Source organism: Synechococcus sp. CB0101 (assembly GCF_000179235.2).
GTDB lineage: Bacteria > Cyanobacteriota > Cyanobacteriia > PCC-6307 > Cyanobiaceae > Vulcanococcus.
The window spans coordinates 13,593-28,838 of the sequence record NZ_CP039373.1 but is presented as its reverse complement, the minus strand read 5'-3'; the positions used below and the strand labels follow the sequence as shown (position 1 = coordinate 28,838).

17 protein-coding genes are annotated in these 15,246 nt (G+C 60.6%); 9 read left to right on the top strand and 8 right to left on the bottom strand.

Translation table 11 applies throughout. The features are described 5' to 3' along the window. Positions 1-6: 6 nt before the first annotated feature. Positions 7-813, bottom strand: a complete 807-nt coding sequence (locus tag CB0101_RS00180) for an SDR family NAD(P)-dependent oxidoreductase (protein WP_010310119.1) — start codon at positions 811-813, stop codon at positions 7-9. Between the two features lie 165 nt (positions 814-978). On the opposite strand from CB0101_RS00180, the gene CB0101_RS00175 reads away from it, so the two are divergent. The 7 genes from CB0101_RS00175 to CB0101_RS00145 all read left to right on the top strand — a co-directional run bounded on the left by CB0101_RS00175 (position 979) and on the right by CB0101_RS00145 (position 5,029). After that, complete coding sequence (locus tag CB0101_RS00175; RefSeq protein WP_043717837.1) at positions 979-1,383, top strand: Rid family detoxifying hydrolase; 405 nt, start codon at positions 979-981, stop codon at positions 1,381-1,383. A gap of 11 nt (positions 1,384-1,394) precedes the next feature. After that, positions 1,395-1,856 (top strand): hypothetical protein, encoded by a 462-nt coding sequence (locus tag CB0101_RS00170; RefSeq protein WP_010310121.1) that lies wholly within the window; start codon positions 1,395-1,397, stop codon positions 1,854-1,856. Next, entirely contained in the window at positions 1,853-2,773 is a 921-nt protein-coding gene (locus CB0101_RS00165) for an SMP-30/gluconolactonase/LRE family protein (protein ID WP_010310124.1), read from the top strand. Before CB0101_RS00170 ends, CB0101_RS00165 begins: the two co-directional genes overlap by 4 nt. A gap of 13 nt (positions 2,774-2,786) precedes the next feature. Then, positions 2,787-3,044 (top strand): Nif11-like leader peptide family natural product precursor, encoded by a 258-nt coding sequence (locus CB0101_RS00160; protein WP_010310126.1) that lies wholly within the window; start codon positions 2,787-2,789, stop codon positions 3,042-3,044. Positions 3,045-3,051: 7 nt separating this feature from the next. After that, the gene (locus tag CB0101_RS00155; protein ID WP_010310128.1) at positions 3,052-3,480 is read left to right on the top strand and encodes a heme-binding protein; all 429 of its coding nucleotides are present in this window, start codon (positions 3,052-3,054) and stop codon (positions 3,478-3,480) included. Between the two features lie 9 nt (positions 3,481-3,489). After that, positions 3,490-4,467: a VOC family protein gene (locus CB0101_RS00150; RefSeq protein ID WP_010310129.1), complete on the top strand. Its 978-nt coding sequence runs from the start codon at positions 3,490-3,492 to the stop codon at positions 4,465-4,467. A 61-nt stretch (positions 4,468-4,528) separates the two neighbouring features. After that, positions 4,529-5,029 (top strand): DoxX family protein, encoded by a 501-nt coding sequence (locus tag CB0101_RS00145; protein WP_010310131.1) that lies wholly within the window; start codon positions 4,529-4,531, stop codon positions 5,027-5,029. Here the strand turns inward: CB0101_RS00145 and CB0101_RS15145 are convergent. After that, a complete protein-coding gene (locus tag CB0101_RS15145) occupies positions 4,979-5,539 on the bottom strand; it encodes a GGDEF domain-containing protein (RefSeq protein WP_246833888.1) in 561 nt (186 codons plus the stop codon). The genes CB0101_RS00145 and CB0101_RS15145 overlap by 51 nt on opposite strands. Between CB0101_RS15145 and CB0101_RS15560 the strand changes: the two genes are divergently transcribed. Continuing rightward, positions 5,462-5,650, top strand: coding sequence for a hypothetical protein (locus CB0101_RS15560; RefSeq protein ID WP_246833893.1), 189 nt, complete (start codon positions 5,462-5,464; stop codon positions 5,648-5,650). The genes CB0101_RS15145 and CB0101_RS15560 overlap by 78 nt on opposite strands. Positions 5,651-5,866: 216 nt before the next feature. After that, a complete protein-coding gene (locus CB0101_RS15140; protein WP_168187919.1) occupies positions 5,867-6,040 on the top strand; it encodes a hypothetical protein in 174 nt (57 codons plus the stop codon). A gap of 123 nt (positions 6,041-6,163) precedes the next feature. Here CB0101_RS15140 and CB0101_RS00135 read toward each other — a convergent pair whose 3' ends face one another. The 6 genes from CB0101_RS00135 to CB0101_RS00110 form a co-directional block, all read right to left on the bottom strand. Then, on the bottom strand, positions 6,164-6,904 hold the full coding sequence (locus CB0101_RS00135; protein ID WP_256360117.1) for a phosphate/phosphite/phosphonate ABC transporter substrate-binding protein: 741 nt from the start codon (positions 6,902-6,904) through the stop codon (positions 6,164-6,166). 173 nt (positions 6,905-7,077) lie between these two features. Next, positions 7,078-8,676, bottom strand: a complete 1,599-nt coding sequence (locus CB0101_RS00130) for a GMC oxidoreductase (RefSeq protein WP_010310137.1) — start codon at positions 8,674-8,676, stop codon at positions 7,078-7,080. A 57-nt stretch (positions 8,677-8,733) separates the two neighbouring features. Continuing rightward, a complete protein-coding gene (locus tag CB0101_RS00125; protein WP_010310139.1) occupies positions 8,734-11,376 on the bottom strand; it encodes a glucosidase in 2,643 nt (880 codons plus the stop codon). A 53-nt stretch (positions 11,377-11,429) separates the two neighbouring features. After that, positions 11,430-12,944: a GMC oxidoreductase gene (locus CB0101_RS00120; protein WP_010310141.1), complete on the bottom strand. Its 1,515-nt coding sequence runs from the start codon at positions 12,942-12,944 to the stop codon at positions 11,430-11,432. A 3-nt stretch (positions 12,945-12,947) separates the two neighbouring features. After that, positions 12,948-13,553: a heme-copper oxidase subunit III gene (locus tag CB0101_RS00115; RefSeq protein ID WP_010310143.1), complete on the bottom strand. Its 606-nt coding sequence runs from the start codon at positions 13,551-13,553 to the stop codon at positions 12,948-12,950. 3 nt (positions 13,554-13,556) lie between these two features. Beyond that, on the bottom strand, positions 13,557-15,245 hold the full coding sequence (locus CB0101_RS00110; protein ID WP_010310146.1) for a cbb3-type cytochrome c oxidase subunit I: 1,689 nt from the start codon (positions 15,243-15,245) through the stop codon (positions 13,557-13,559). Position 15,246 lies beyond the last annotated feature (1 nt).

Genomic DNA, 15,246 nt, shown 5'->3' with positions numbered 1-15,246 from the left:
TCAACCTCACAGGCCCGGGCTGCTCTGCATGATGCCGCCGTCGGCAAAGATGCTGGTGGCGGTGATGTAGCTGGCGGCATCGCTGGCCAGGAAGGCCACCACCTTGGCGATTTCATCCGGCTGGGCCATGCGACCCATCGGGATCGCAGCATTCAGCTTGGCCAACAGCTCAGGGTTGTTCATGGTGGAGTCGTTGATCGGGGTGGCCACCGCACCAGGGCCCACGTTCACGATCGACACGCCTTTGGAGGCGAGCTCCACACCGGCCGTGCGGGTGAGCATGCGCACACCGCCTTTGGCCACGCAATAGGGGGTGTTGTTGGGCATCGGCCAGTCCTCGTGCACCGAGGAGATGTTGATGATGCGGCCGCCGCTGCCCTGGGCAATCATCTGCTTGGCGGCGTACTGCGTGGCGAAGAACACACCGCGCAGGTTCACGTTCAGCACCTTGTCGAAATCCTCAGGGGTGGTGTCGAGGATCGACGTGCGGGTCTCGATACCGGCGTTGTTCACCATCACGTCGAGGCGGCCGTAGCGATTCACCGCTTCCTGCACGAGCCGCTGGAGGTCGTCGAGGTTCGACACATCGGCTTGCACGCCAAAGCAGCTGCCGCCCAGCTCACCGATTTCCTGTTCGATCGCCTCGGTGGCCTCAGGGTGGGAGCGGTAGTCGATCACAACCTTGGCGCCCAGGCGCGCCACCACTTCCACAATGGATTTACCGATGCCGCTATTGCCACCGGTCACGATGATCACCTTGCCCTTCAGCAGGTTGGAGAGCGTCTCGAGGGCGTAGGGATTGGACGAAGTCATGGGGAATGGAGGCCGGAAGCGCCTGAATGGCCAGACGTTAGGGCGATGCATCTGTTCCTGCCCGCTATCAGCAACACGCTGTTGAGGGATGGCACACCCGTGACAGATCGGTGACATTCCGGGCGATCTACCTAGCTTGAAGAGACCATTCTTGGCTGGTTGTCGATGTCTGCCGGTGTAACCCGCAGGGCCATTCACAGTGACCGCTTCCCGAAGCCCGTGGCCTCTTACAGCCAGGGCTTCCAGATGGGCAACACCTTGTTCATCACCGGACAATTACCCGTGGATCCCGCCACCAACCTCAAAGTGGGCGATGGCGACATCACCCTGGAATCACGGCAGGTGATGCGCAACATGCAGGCCGTGCTCGAGGAGGCAGGCTTTGGCTTTGAGCATGTGGTGAGCGCCACGGTGTATCTCACCGACATCGACAAGCTCGACACGTTTGATGCCGTTTGGCAGGAGTATTTCCCCGATCCCCAGGCCTACCCCTCCCGCGCCGTGGTGCAGGTGGCCGCGCTCGTGCTGGGCATCCAGCTGGAGATCTCCGCCATCGCCATCAAGGACTGAACGCCGGCACCATGAGCGATCCCTTCAGCCTGGCCCCGCAGCCCGAAACCTATTGGCATCTGTGGACGGGTGCCGATGGCATCAGCCGCCAGCAGCAGTGCACGATCAGCGACTTCACGCTCGGACAGCTGGGCCCGGGCGATTCCCCGCAGTTTTCACGGCCGCTGTTTGATCAGGGCAACGCCTTCGTCACCTACCTACCGGTGGGCTGGACGGCGGATTGGCATGAAAACCACGTTCCGAAATGGATCTACGTGCTGCGCGGAGCCTGGTCTGTGCAGAGCATGGACGGCCAGATCGTGACCATGCGCGCGGGTGAGTATTCCTTCGGTGGTGATCAAGGTTGCATCGCAACTCCCGAGGGCCATCGCGGGCACCTCTCGGCCCAGGTGGGGGATGAACCCTGCGTCCAGCTGATCATTCAGCGCCATGACGACGCCTGGCGCCAGGCACCGCCCGGCACCTTCCGATGAGTGCTCCCTCCAGCTGCACCGAGAGCTACGACCCGCGCTTTGAAGCGCTGGTGTTGTTCAACGCCGAGCTCGACGTTCTGGCCGAGGGCTTCCGCTGGCTGGAAGGACCGGTGTGGTTCGGCGATCATCACTGCCTGCTGTTCAGCGACATCCCCAGCAACCGCACCCTGCGCTGGAGTGAACAACATGGCATCAGCACCTTTCTCGAGCCATCCGACTTCGCCAATGGCCAGACCCGTGACCTGGAAGGTCGGCTGATCCAGTGCCATCACCGCAGCCGCTGCCTCACCCGCCACGAACACAACGGTGAGATCACCACGCTGGTGAGCCAGGCCCGCGGCCAACGGCTCAATGCCCCCAACGACGTGGTGGTGAAGAGCGATGGCTCCATCTGGTTCAGCGATCCGCTCTACGGATTGATGAACGACTACGAAGGTGGACGCCAAACCTCCGAGCAAGCGCCAGCGCTCTACCGGCTCGATCCAGCCACCGGTGTAGCCCAGGCGATCGCCAGCGATTTCGACGGTCCCAACGGCCTGGCCTTCTCACCCGATGAGCAACTGCTCTATGTGGCCGAATCCGGCGCGCCAGGGGCCAGCGAGCCGCGGCAATACATCCGGCGCTTCCACGTGAACAGCGATGGGATGAGCCTCAGCGGCGGAGAGGTGTTCCACAAGATCAGCCCAGGCTGGGCGGATGGCTTCCGCGTCGACGAGCACGGCAACCTCTGGTGCGGCGCGGCTGATGGGGTGCATGTGATCGCACCCGATGGGGGGCTGATCGGCAAGGTGCTCGTGCCGAAGCGGGTGTCAAACCTCTGCTTTGGCGATCGCTACGGCAGCCGCCTTTTCCTGTGCGCCTCCACGGCGATCTATTCCCTGTTCACCAACACACGCGGTGCCACCTGGCAGCGCTAATTCCTCTCGTCCCATGGCCAATCCCCAACTCGAAGCGTTTCTCAAACAGGTGAAAGGCGACCCCGCCTTGCTGCAACGCTTCAGCAGCTGTCCCAATCTCAACGCGATCGCCACGCTCGGGGCCGAACAGGGTTTCAGCTTCACCGGCGTGGATCTGGTGAAACATCAAGCCGAAGCCACCCTGCGCTTGAGCGACAGCGATCTTGAGGCGGCAGCCGCTGGAGTGGAGCTAGAGGGCCACCTCTGGCTGATGAAAATCGTCTGGAGCTGAAGGGCCGATGCGCACGATCCCCGCACTCGAGCTCGCCGACTGCCAACGCATCGCCGCCGCCGCGGAGGCGATCGCCGCTCAACATCAGGCCACGGTGAGCCTGGCCATCTGCGATGGGGGTGGCCATCCACTGCTGCTGCTACGCCTGGATGGGGCCAGCCCATCCAGCGCTTCGGTGGCCCTGGCCAAAGCCCGGATGGCAGCGCTGAATGGCAAACCCACCGCTGATCAGGAAGCAGCGATCAATGGCGCGCGGCCGGCACTCCTGCAACTCTCAGCCGTGTTCAAGGAGCCGGCCGTGGCCATGGGCGGCGGCCTGCCGCTGCTGCACAACGGTGTCTGCATCGGAGCCGTTGGCGTGTCGGGCATGACACCCGAGCTCGATGCGGCCATCGCCGCCGCCGGTGCCAACGCCTTAGCCAGCACGTCCCACTAACCCTCGAGCATGGCAACGCCTCACATCCGCAGCATCGGTTTCACCTGCCACAACGCCGAGGCAGTGGCCGACTTTTACTGCTCTCACCTGGGCTGCGCGCGCAACACCACCCTGGAAATCAACGGCGGCAGCTATGCCGACCTCCTGGGGTTGAGCGGCAGCCAACTCAAGCTCGTACGGCTCCAGCTCGGGGCCGAACGGCTGGAGTTGCTGGAGGTTGTGGAGCTCGCTCCTGGCCTACGCCCAGGCCGCCCCATTCCCGCCGACTCCCGCAGCAACGATCTCTGGTTTCAGCACATCTGCATTGTGGTGGCTGACATGGATGCCGCAGCCGCGCCGATCCGCACGCTGATCGAGCAGGGGCAACTCCAGACCATCTCCAGCGCACCGCAGACCCTGCCCAGCTGGAACAAGGCTGCAGGCGGAATCCAGGCCTTCAAATTTCACGATCCCGAAGGCCATTGCCTGGAGCTGCTGCAGTTTCCAGCCGATAAAGGCGAGGCGCGCTGGCACGCCCCGGCTGCAGGGTCCCCATGTTTGGGGATCGACCACAGCGCCATCGCCAATGCCGACACCCCGCGGAGCTGCCACTTCTATGAAGAGCTGCTGGGCCTACGCCTCGGCGGCGATGGTGTGAACAGCGGCGTGGAACAAGATCATCTCGATGGCCTCAACGGCACAGAGGTGCGGATCACAGGCCACCGCTGCCTTGAAGGAGCTGGGGTGGAGTGCCTCAACTACCTCCAACCTGGCGGCGGACGTTCCCTACCTGCCGATCAAAATGCCGCCGACACTGCCCATTGGCAGATCCGTTTGGAGGTGAGCGATCTCGAGGCCGTCGCCTCCCGGCTGGAGCACTTCGGCGGCAGCCTGGTGAGCGCTGGCGTGATCCAGCTGGGCAACGACCAGGCCACAGCGCTGGGCTTTTGCCAAGCACTGCAGATCCGCGACCCCGACGGCCATCAGCTGCAGTTGGTGTGCAGCTGATCACAGCTGAGCTGCGCCGCTGAACAACCCCACCTAACTTTCTTCAAGATCCCGCACACCCATGGACATCACTGTTGTGGAGCTGCTGGTGCCAGCCGCACCATCCACCTTCGCCCAGGCCGCCCTGTTCCTGCTGCGGGTGTTCATGGGCATTTGCTTCATCCGCCATGGCTGGCCGAAGCTGCGCAACCTTCAGACCTGGGCCCAGATGTTGAAAACACCGGCCTGGCTCTGCTTTCTCTCAGCTGGATCGATGTGGGCCGGTGGCATTGCCTTGATCGTGGGCCTACTCACACCGCTGGCCTCCTTCGCCATTTTGGTCTCAATGGCGTACGCCATGGTTTTGGAAATCCGCAGTGGCTTTCCCTTCATTGCCGCCGATCCTTATCTGATTCCTGAAGGCGATTACGCCGGACCGATGGGTGTGGGTGAACCGCCCAGCTGGGAAAAGGCAGCCATGTATGTGGTGATGTGCCTGGTGCTGATTTGCTGCGGCGGCGGCCTGCTTTCCCTAGACACTCTGCTGCTCGAGGATCTGCTGCGGATCTGGCTGGGGGTCTGATTCAGGCAAGCCAAGCCTCACCAAACGCCATCTGTTTTTACCTGAGCGCTTGGCGGCATACATGGCCTGATCGGCGCAGCGAAGAAGTTCGGCCTCACTGGGCTGTGAGGTGTCGTTTGAACGAATCACGACGCAGCCAAGGCTCGCCGTCACACGCATGTGTGTGTCGGCATAGATCATCGGCTCGGCAATCGCAACCACCAGGCGCTGCAGAGCCGTTTCCACACTGCCCCGATCAGTACGTTGATCCAGCAGAAGAACAAATTCATCGCCGCCAAGCCTTGCCACGAAGTCGCTATCCCGCAGCGAACACCTGAGGCGTTGTGCAACGGTGATGAGCAACTGGTCACCAGCCTCATGTCCCAAGGTGTCGTTGATCTCTTTGAAACCATCGAGATCCAGCAAGCAAAGCACCAAAGCTGATGTTGAAGCATGCTGGAAACGCTGCCAGCGATGCTCCAGCTCCTGCTCAAAACCTCGGCGGTTGGCAATACCGGTGAGTGCATCCACAAGCGCCGCTGTGGCCAACAAACGATTCTCGCTCTGAAGGGAATCCCGCTCACGCTTGTACTGCCATTGCATCCAGAGCAGCAACAGCGCAACCACAGCAACGACGACTAAAACCGCCATCACCGTGAGCAGGGCGATTTGCTGCCCAAGTTGGCTCAACAGCTGCTGAGTCGGCGTTGACCAGCTGCGAATCTCAAGGTCGCCGATCAAACCACCAGCCTCCAATGGCGCTCGATGCCTGTGCTGATCCGCAGACAACGCAGGCGGAGGGCTAAAGCTCAAATGCGGAGGCTGCTCCGGAGAAGAGCGCTGCAGCTGCACCAGCTGATGCCCCTTGGCATCTCGCACACTCAGGAGAGCCAGGCTCGAATCAGCCATGGCCTGCCGCAGGTGGGATTCGAGGGAAGCCAGGTCGCGACTGACGAGGTGATCAACCAGCGCAATGGCCAAACCACGGGACAGTGCCTGGGTGGTTCGCTGCTGGCTGAGTTCAACCAATGAACGCGAACGCCGGTAGCCAACAACTCCGAGGCTGCCCGCCACAACAGACAACAGCACCAAAGCACTGATCCAACCCCGATAGGGGAGACGCTTCCACCGCAGTTGCAGCCTTTGGATCATGGGTCAGCCGGAGGGATCCGTTGCATCCACCAGCCTCTGAAGCTGGAGCGCCTCCAGAGGTTGGTAGTCACGCAGCTGATTGCTCTCCACCGGTTTCGGCATCTGAACCGCATGGAGCAATGGCGCAGCCGTGGGGTCACGACCAAGGGTCAACCAGGCCTGGATGAGGCGGTCGGTTTCCGCAGGAGGGAGGTCACGTCGTGCCGAGAACGGATGGGCTGGATAACCCGGCGTGGTGTACAGAACGCGCAAGACAGAGCGAAGCTCACGGGGCTCACGGGCCAGCGTGTTGTTCACCCCCCCACCTGCTGCAACCTGCTGGATCGCGACGGCGCGATAAACATTGGAATGGGTCTTGAGATAGTCGGGCTTGAAGGGAATCCTGAGCGCATGCAGATGGGCCCGGATCAATAAAGACGCCGCAAAGGCATTCGGCGAAGGAAAGGCAATCGCACGATTCGCGAGTTGGGCGAGTTCGATGATGTCACTGTCATCGCGCACCACCAGAATCCCCTTGAGCAGCGCTTTCCCATCACGCACCAACGGCTGATAGCGCTGCTGCACCATCAGTTGGTGGTAAGGATTGAGGAAGGCGTAGGCATAGGATCCCTTCTCGAGCTGCTTCTCAAAAACGGGAATCGTGGTCGGCACGACTGGATCGAAGCAGATACCAGCTCTCACCCCCAGCTGCTGAAGCAACGGTCGCCAGCGGCTGTACAACTCCGCCGGTGGCAGTTGAGGCACAATCGCCACGGATCGCGGTTGGCTGGCTTTGGCCTGATCACCGACACACCCAACGGGCGTAGACCCGAGATCTGCGCTGGCAGGGGGCTGAAGTCCCGCTTTGGGCGGAACCGACCCACTGCAGCCCGCGAGCAGCAGCAGAGCAACAAGCGCGAACGGGCGAGACAGCTGCTTCACGACACAGCGAGACGCTCCTTCAGGTGATGGCCCACACGAATCGCATTCGCGATGGCCGTGAGGGAGGGATTCACAGCACCGATGCTGGGGAAAAAGCTGGTATCAACCACGTAAAGGTTGTCGAGTTCATGCGCCTTGCAGTTCACATCGAGAACCGAGTTGGCCGGATCCGTGCCAAAGCGGCAGGTACCAGCCTGATGCCCCACAGCCGCGATGCCCATGGGGTTTTTGATGTAGATCTGACGCTCCACCAGATGCTTCTTGAGATAAAGCTTGTCGAGCAAACCCTGAAGGCGTCCCCAGAGGCGGCTGGCGGAAGTCTGGTTGTTCACCGTGTAGTTGAGGTGAACATGTCCGGCCCCATCAACCGTCACCCGATTGTTCGGATCCGGCAGGTCTTCAGTGGTGATCCAGAAATCCAACGCATGGGCGGCGATCTCATCCATGCCCCAGTTGGGCATGAGGAAGGTTTCCAGGGGTGCATAACCCTTGATGATCGCCCCACGGGTCTTGCCCGTCATCTGGATGTTGCCCATGGGGTAGTCGTAGTCGTCGTCGCCGAAATACCAATCGTTGATCGAGATCGTTTTCTGGAAGATGGTGGGGTTGGGCTCGTGGGAGAGCGCCACGGCCGCCTTGCTGTTGTGGAACATGTAGTTGCGCCCCACCTGGTCTGAGCCATTGGCCAAACCGCCCGGGTGCTTGTCATTGGCTGACATCAACAACAACCGAGCGCTGTTGGCGGCCCCACAGCTGACCACCACCAGGTCGGCGCTGTAACGCAGCTCCTCTCCATCGCGCACCAACTCAACCGCCGTCACTGTGGTGCCCGCTGCATCAGTGACCAGCCGCTTCACCTCAGCCCGAGTCAGCAGCGACACATTGGCACTGGCGGCCAGGGCCGGACGCACACCGCACACCTCCGCATCGCCTTTGGCATGCACCAAACAGGGGAAGCCATCGCAGTTGTTGCAACGCCGGCAACGGCTGTAGGGCATGTTGCCCTCATCCAGCATCACGCCACTGGGGGCATGGAACGGATGCAGTCCAGCACTGCGGAGATCATCGGCAAGCTTCTGAATCCGCGGCTCATGGCTAATCGGCGGATGGGGATAAGGCGCCGAGCTGGGTGGATCGGTGGGGTCTTCACCGCGCAAGCCGTGCACGTGATACATCGCTTCGGCCTGCTGATACCAAGGCTCAAAGTCGCTGTAACGCAGCGGCCAAGCCGGTGAGATGCCGTCGTGATGCTCCAGCTCCTCGAAGTCGCGCTGGCGAAGGCGGAAATGATGGGCGCCATACATCTTGGTGGCGCCGCCCACGAAGTAATGCGTACCAGGCTGGAAAGGCTTGCCCTTTCCGTCGTACCAGATGTCCTTCGAGAGGTAGCGACCTTTCTGGAACACCTCCTCGGCATCCCAGTTCTGCGGCTCTTGAGGCAGCCAGTCGCCCCGCTCCAAGATCAGGATGCGCAAACCAGTTGGCGCCAAGACGCGCGCCAAGGTGCCGCCACCTGCACCACTGCCGATGATCAGCAGATCGAAGTGGTTGGTCTGGGGTTTCTGCAGCTGGCCGAGCGACTGGAGCAGATCCACGGGAGGTTCGTCAGTTCCCGCAAGCTAGAAGCGACAACTGGCTCTGTCTCCCCTTTGTCATGAGCCCATGGGGCTGGCGGGATAGCGGCTGAGCTGATTAATCATTTTGCAAACCATCGCCGTCCAGCCCGTTTGATGGCTAGCGCCGACACCAGATCCATTGTCACCGTGGAAGTATTCGTTGAACAGGATCAGATCACGCCAATGGGGATCGCTTTGAAACAGATCCACTGCGCCATTGAAGGGCCGGCGGCCGTCGCCATCACGCCGGAACACATTCACCAGCCGATGCTCCAGCTGCAAGGACGCATCCCATAGGTTCATCCAATTGCCCGATCGCGTTGGAAATTCCACCTGGAACGAATCCCCGTAGTAGTGACCAAACTTCTGAAGCGCCTCGATTAACAGGAAGTTGATCGGCATCCACACGGGTCCGCGCCAGTTCGAGTTGCCGCCGAACATGGCAACCGGGCTATCCGCCGGGCTGTAGGCAAGGGTTTGAGAATCACTGCCTTCAGTGAAGGTATACGGATGCTCTCCATACACCTTCGAAAGAGCTCGAATGCCATAGGGCGAGAGGAACTCCTCTTCATCAAACAAACGTTCGCAGATGCGACGCAAGCGTTCCTCGGGCACCAGTGCAAACAACAGGCGGTCGTTGCGCCACTGGCTGAAGTTATCGATCAGCCATTGCGGCTTGGTGCGCTCATGCAGGAACCACTTCAGACTCTCCGCCACATTCAGCACCGGCAGACGCTTCACCGTATCCACATCAAAGCTCGACACCGCCAGGAGTGGCACCAAACCAGACAATGAACGGGTACGCAGGAAACTGGTGCTGCCATCAGGGCGCTTGACCACGTCGTAGTAGAAGCCATCCTCCTCATCCCAGCTGGAAAATCCATTGCTACCAACCGTGTTGAGGGTGAGCGCCAGCTGCACATAGTCGTAAACAAACCGTTCACAGATATCGGCGTACTCCGGCTCTTCGCGGCTGAGCTCAACACTGATGTTCAACAAGTTGAGGCTCAACGAGGCCATCCAGGCCGTGCCATCACACTGCTCAATACGGCTGCCATCCGACAGAGGATAGCGACGGTCAAAGACGGCAATATTATCCAGCCCAAGGAAACCACCCTCAAACACATTGTCGCCGGAGCGATCATTACGATTCGCCCACCATCCATATTCCAGAATCAGCTTGCGAAGAGCAGCACGCAGAAAACCGAGGTCGGCCTCCTCAGATGTTTTGCGGTCAATCTGAAAAATCCGCATCGCCGCCCAAGCACCAATCGGCGGATTGGGATCCGATAGCGCCCACTCATAGGCGGGGGTCTGTGCATTCGGGGCGGTGTAATGGGGAGAGCGAAGCAACATGCACTGCTGCTTTGCGGTCGTGGGATCGAACACGGCGAACGCCACCGCGTGGAACATCAGATCCCACTGACAGAAATAGGGGTATTCCCATGCATCCGGCATGGAAATCACATCATGGGCATGCAGGCGCTGCCACACGGCGTTCTGGGTGGTCCAGCGCTGATGGGGCGGCGGCGGTGCGGTGGGGTCTCCATCGAGCCAGCGGAGCACACTCCAGCCGTAATACTTCTTGCACCACAACAGCCCTGCCGCTGCACTGCTGTGGATGAGCCGATCCTCCTCACTGAGATGGGGAACGCGGCTTTCAAAAAACTCACGCCACTCCTGCTCCCGAGCGAGGAAGAGGCCATCGAAACCATCCGGAAACAGCTGGGCCGAAGAGGCGGCGGCGGGGCCGCTTAGGCGCAGATCCACCTGCCACGCTTCGCCCGGTTGCAGCGTGCGTTGGAGATGGCGCGCAACCTTGGTGCCCTGCTGGTTCGGGTTGATGGCACCCTGCTCGGCATCAATCAGATAACGGTGAAAGCCGTCTTTCTGGAAGGGGCGCTGGTTGGGTTGCTGGTAGAGCCGTTGTGTGTTGGTTTCGTTGTCCGTGAACAACCAATCACCCGGCTCCTGGCAGACCAGCCGATACCGGCCCAAGCCGCCTCCAACCGAGGCCATCACCCCATCATCCTCGAGCCGCATCGGCTGCTCGTGTTCGTCGGGATAGCCCCAGCTCCAGGTGTTGCGCAACCAAAGGGTGGGCAGCAGCGTCAGCGGCGCTGGGTCAGGGCCACGGTTGATGGCACGGATTCGGATCGCGATGTCATCGGGGCCTGCCTTGGCGTACTCGATGAACACATCAAAGTAGCGGCTCTCATCGAAGATCCCCGTATCAACCAGCTCATATTCAGGTTGATCGCGCCCGCGTCGGCGGTTCTCCTCGAGCAGCTGCTCATAGGGAAAACGCTGCTGCGGATATTTGTAGAGCCCACGCATGAAGCTGTGGGTGGGCGTATTGGCGATATGGAAGTAGTAGTCCTTGATGTCCTCGCCATGATTGCCCTCTTCATTCGCCAGCCCAAACGGACGCTCCTTCAGGATCGGATCCACACCATTCCAGAGCGCCAGCGAAAAACACAGCCGGCATTGCTTGTCGCAGATGCCCAGCAAACCGTCTTCACCCCAGCGATACACGCGGGAGCGGGCATGGTCATGGGGGAACGACGCCCAGGCATTGCCGTCGGCGGAATAGTCCTCACGAACCGTGCCCCACTGTCGCTCCGGCAGATAGCTGCCCCAGAGATCCCAGGGCACCCCCTCACGATCTCGCTCCGCCATACGGCGAAGCTCTGAAGCAGCTGCCGCTAACGCTGAAGCCTCGCCGGAACTGGTCATAGAGCGGCCAGCACTTGATCACCAACGCGCAGAGCATTGGCAATCACGGTGAGACCGATGCCAATCCCAGGACAGCTGGGGAAGACGCTGGCATCGGCGATGAAGAGGTTGGTGAGCTCATGGCTCCGGCCCTGCAAATCCACCACGGAGGTGGCGGGATTGGATCCCATCCGACAGGTGCCACACACGCTCCCCAGCACGGTGAGCGGGGCTTCCCCGCGTGGGTGGGTTGGGGCCGGTTTCACCACATGGCAGTTGGGGTCGGCTTCCACCTGCTTGAGGGTGTCGATCCAGCGATACACCAAGCGGTCATGGGCCTCGCGATTGTTCGGGAGATAGTTGATCTGCAGCTGCTGGCCTCGCAAGGTGATGCGGTTGTGGGGATCCGGCAAAACCGCACTCATCGCCCACCACGACACGGAACGAGCAGCCAATTGCTCTAACCCGAAATTCGGCAACAACTTGGTCACCAGCGATAGCACCGGTGGCGATTCGGCAAACAATGCGTCCTGCAACACACCGCCACCACTGGCGATCGAGCCGAGCGGGAAGCTCACGTTTTTGTCACCCCAGTAGTAGTCGGTGATGCCCAGGCTGCGACCGTAACGACCCGAATTGGGCTCAGCCGCCAACTGAATCACCGAGGTGAGCTGCGGCTTCATCAGGTTGCGGCCAACTTGATCGGAGCCATTGGAGAGACCACGGCTGTGGTGCTCGGTGGCTGATCGCAACAGGATTTCAGCGCTGTTGATCGCGCCGGCGGCCAACACCACCACGTGGGAGCGGAACAACCAAGTGGTTCCCTCGATTTCAGCCTCGACACCACGCACCTCCGTGCCGGTGGGATTCACATGCAGGCGGCGCACCTTGGCGCGATCGCGGATCTGAACCGTTGAGCGACCACTAGCAGGGTCAACTCCAAAGAGTTCACTGTCGCCACTGGGATCCTGAGCCGATTCCGACCAGGTGAGCGGCAAGTGATAAGGGTGGGTGCCCTGGCGCTCAAGCGAAAGCTTGAGCTCCTGCATGAAGGGCTCAATGGGCTTGGGCTGGTGGGCATAGCCCTGGTGCCGAGGCGGCTCAGATGGATCCACACCCGCTTGGCCGTGCACGCGGAAAAGCTGCTCGGCCTGGTCGTAATACGGCTCGAGATCGCTGTAGCGCAGGCCCCAATCTGGAGCGGATGCCTCCTGATAGGCGAGACCGGTGAACTCCTTCTCGCGCATCCGCTCAAGCACACCACCCCAGATCTTGGTGTTGCCGCCAAGGGCGTACACCGTCTGCGGGAAGAACGGATCACCATCCGGGCCGAACCACTGCTCACCCGGGTGGTAACGGTCTTTGCGGAACAGATCCACATCAGCCACGTTCTGATCAGCCAGCGCCAGCCGCGAGCCACGCTCCAGCAGCAGCACAGACTTCCCTGTTGCTGACAGGCGATCAGCCAGGGTGCCACCGGCGGCCCCGGAGCCGATCACGATGACGTCGTAATGAATGTCGTCGATGATCATGGTTCAGGTGGTGCGTTGCCAGACGTAAATAAGGATGTAGAGAATGATCCAGATCACATCCACGAAGTGCCAGAACAAACTCACCGCCGTAACGCCCATCTCCCCCTTGGCGTAATTGTTCGGCCGAAAGGAGCGGAAGAGCATTAAGGCCATCAGCAGAATGCCCGTGATCACATGCAAGCCGTGGAAGCCGGTGAGCAGATAAAAGGTGCCACCGAACACACCACTATCGAGGGCAAACGGGAGATGCGACCATTCCACGTATTGCCCATAAACGAAGTAGGTGCCCATGGCCATGGTGAGCAGCCATAGGGCGCGGAAGCCCCAGAGATTTTCTTTGTGGAGATAGCGCTCCGCGAAATAAGCCACGAAGCTGGAGCTCACCAGCACAACGGTGTTAATCAAGGGAAGGCGCGTCTCCAGGCCCTCCACGCCCTCAGGCAGCCATTCCGGCGCCGTGATCTTCAACAGTGCAAAGCCGCTGAAGAAGGCCAGAAAGATGATGCTCTCAGAGCAGAGAAAAATGATGAAGCCGGTGAGGTTGTGGCCATCGTGCTTGATGTGGCCGGGCCGGTGATTCAGCGGCAGATCAGGATTAGCGGTGGTCATCGATCAGGCCTCCAGCGCGCGACGCACGTAATACTCTTCGTCTTCCACCAGCGGCTGGCCGAGGCCATAGCCGTAGGGGCCGCTGATCACGGTGGGGACGTCATCCTCAAAGTTTTCAGCCGGCGGAGGAGAGGGCAGAAGCCACTCCAGACCGATGGCATTCCAGGGATTGGGGGGTGCTTTGGCCCCGCGCGCCCAGGAGCTCACGATGTTGAGGATGAAGGGAATCGCTGCCACACCCACCATGAAGGCACCGATGCTGGCGATCACGTTCCAGATCGCAAACTCAGGGTCGTAGGAGGCCACGCGGCGGGGCATGCCATACAAGCCGGCCCAGTGCAGCGGCAACCAGTTGAGGGTGGCCCCAATGAAGGTGAGCAGGAAATGCACCTTGCCCAAACCCTCGTAATACATCCGACCAGTGAACTTCGGGAACCAGTGGTAGATCCCCGCAAAGATGCCAAAGCCGATCGTGTTGAAGATCACATAGTGGAAGTGGGCTACCACGAAATAGGTATTACCCACATGGATATCCACCGGAGCGGTGCCCAGCATGATACCGGTGATGCCACCGAGAATGAAGTTCACCAGGCCGCCCAGCACAAACAGCATCGGCGTTGTTAGGCGAATCTTGCCGCCCCAGAGGGTGCCCAGCCAGGCGAACACCTTCACACCAGTGGGCACGGCGATCAGCATCGTGGTGACGATGAAGATGTTGCGCATCCACTGGGGAGTGCCCGAATAGAACATGTGGTGCACCCAAACGATCAACCCGAGGAAGGTGATCACAAACGAAGCCAGGGCCACGAACTTGTAGCCGAACAGTGGCTTGCGGGAATAAACGGTGATCAGCTCCGAAAAGATGCCGAACACCGGCAGCACCATCACGTACACCGCAGGGTGGGAATAGAACCAGAAGAAGTGCTGGTAAAGAACCGGATCACCACCACCTTCAGGGCGGAAAAAGCTGGTGCCAAAGCTCAGATCAAACAGCAGCATGATCGCCCCGCCGGTGAGAGCCGGGAGGCCCACCAGCTGAAGGGTTTGAGCAGCCCAGGCGGTCCACACAAACACAGGCATGCGGAAAAAGCCCATTCCGGGCGCCCGCATCCGGATGATCGTGGTCACGAAATTGATGGCGCCCATGATCGAGGAAACCCCCGACAGCGCCACCGCCAAGATCCAGAGAAACTGACCGTTAATGAAATGCCCCAGGGGGTTCTGGATACTCACCGGCGGGTACGACCACCAGCCGGACGAAGCAGGGCCACCCGGCACAAAAAAGCTGGCCATCAACACCACACCAAACACCGGCACCAGCCAGAAGGCAGCCGCGTTCACCTTCGGGAAGGCCATATCGGGTGCGCCGATCATCGTGGGGATCAACAGGTTGTTGAAGCCGTTGAGAATCGGAAACAAGAACAGGAACAGCATCACTGTTCCGTGCATGGTGTAGAGGCCGTTGTACACCGTGGGATCCACGAGATCAGCCGGGGGCGTAATCAACTCCCCGCGCATCACCATCGCCAGCAGCCCTCCCACCAGAAGGAAGAACAGGGCCAGCGCGATGTATTGGATGCCAATCACCTTGGCATCGGTGTTGAACGTGAAAAAACGCTTCCAGTTATCCGGAGCTCCCGGTACGGGGTGCAGTGCCTTGAGCACCCGAGGGTCGTAGTTGGTACTGGTCATC

Bases quoted from the DNA above. Each gene is read 5' to 3' on its own strand.
- CB0101_RS15140 (WP_168187919.1), top strand. From the start codon at position 5,867: ATGCCCCTTGGCATCTCGCACACTCAGGAGAGCCAGGCTCGAATCAGC.
- CB0101_RS00170 (WP_010310121.1), top strand. From the start codon at position 1,395: ATGAGCGATCCCTTCAGCCTGGCCCCGCAGCCCGAAACCTATTGGCAT.
- CB0101_RS00115 (WP_010310143.1), bottom strand. From the start codon at position 13,553: ATGACCACCGCTAATCCTGATCTGCCGCTGAATCACCGGCCCGGCCAC.
- CB0101_RS00150 (WP_010310129.1), top strand. From the start codon at position 3,490: ATGGCAACGCCTCACATCCGCAGCATCGGTTTCACCTGCCACAACGCC.
- CB0101_RS15560 (WP_246833893.1), top strand. From the start codon at position 5,462: ATGCTGGAAACGCTGCCAGCGATGCTCCAGCTCCTGCTCAAAACCTCG.
- CB0101_RS00175 (WP_043717837.1), top strand. From the start codon at position 979: ATGTCTGCCGGTGTAACCCGCAGGGCCATTCACAGTGACCGCTTCCCG.
- CB0101_RS00145 (WP_010310131.1), top strand. From the start codon at position 4,529: ATGGACATCACTGTTGTGGAGCTGCTGGTGCCAGCCGCACCATCCACC.
- CB0101_RS00165 (WP_010310124.1), top strand. From the start codon at position 1,853: ATGAGTGCTCCCTCCAGCTGCACCGAGAGCTACGACCCGCGCTTTGAA.
- CB0101_RS00180 (WP_010310119.1), bottom strand. From the start codon at position 813: ATGACTTCGTCCAATCCCTACGCCCTCGAGACGCTCTCCAACCTGCTG.
- CB0101_RS00160 (WP_010310126.1), top strand. From the start codon at position 2,787: ATGGCCAATCCCCAACTCGAAGCGTTTCTCAAACAGGTGAAAGGCGAC.
- CB0101_RS00155 (WP_010310128.1), top strand. From the start codon at position 3,052: ATGCGCACGATCCCCGCACTCGAGCTCGCCGACTGCCAACGCATCGCC.
- CB0101_RS00110 (WP_010310146.1), bottom strand. From the start codon at position 15,245: ATGACCAGTACCAACTACGACCCTCGGGTGCTCAAGGCACTGCACCCC.
- CB0101_RS00120 (WP_010310141.1), bottom strand. From the start codon at position 12,944: ATGATCATCGACGACATTCATTACGACGTCATCGTGATCGGCTCCGGG.
- CB0101_RS00125 (WP_010310139.1), bottom strand. From the start codon at position 11,376: ATGGCGGAGCGAGATCGTGAGGGGGTGCCCTGGGATCTCTGGGGCAGC.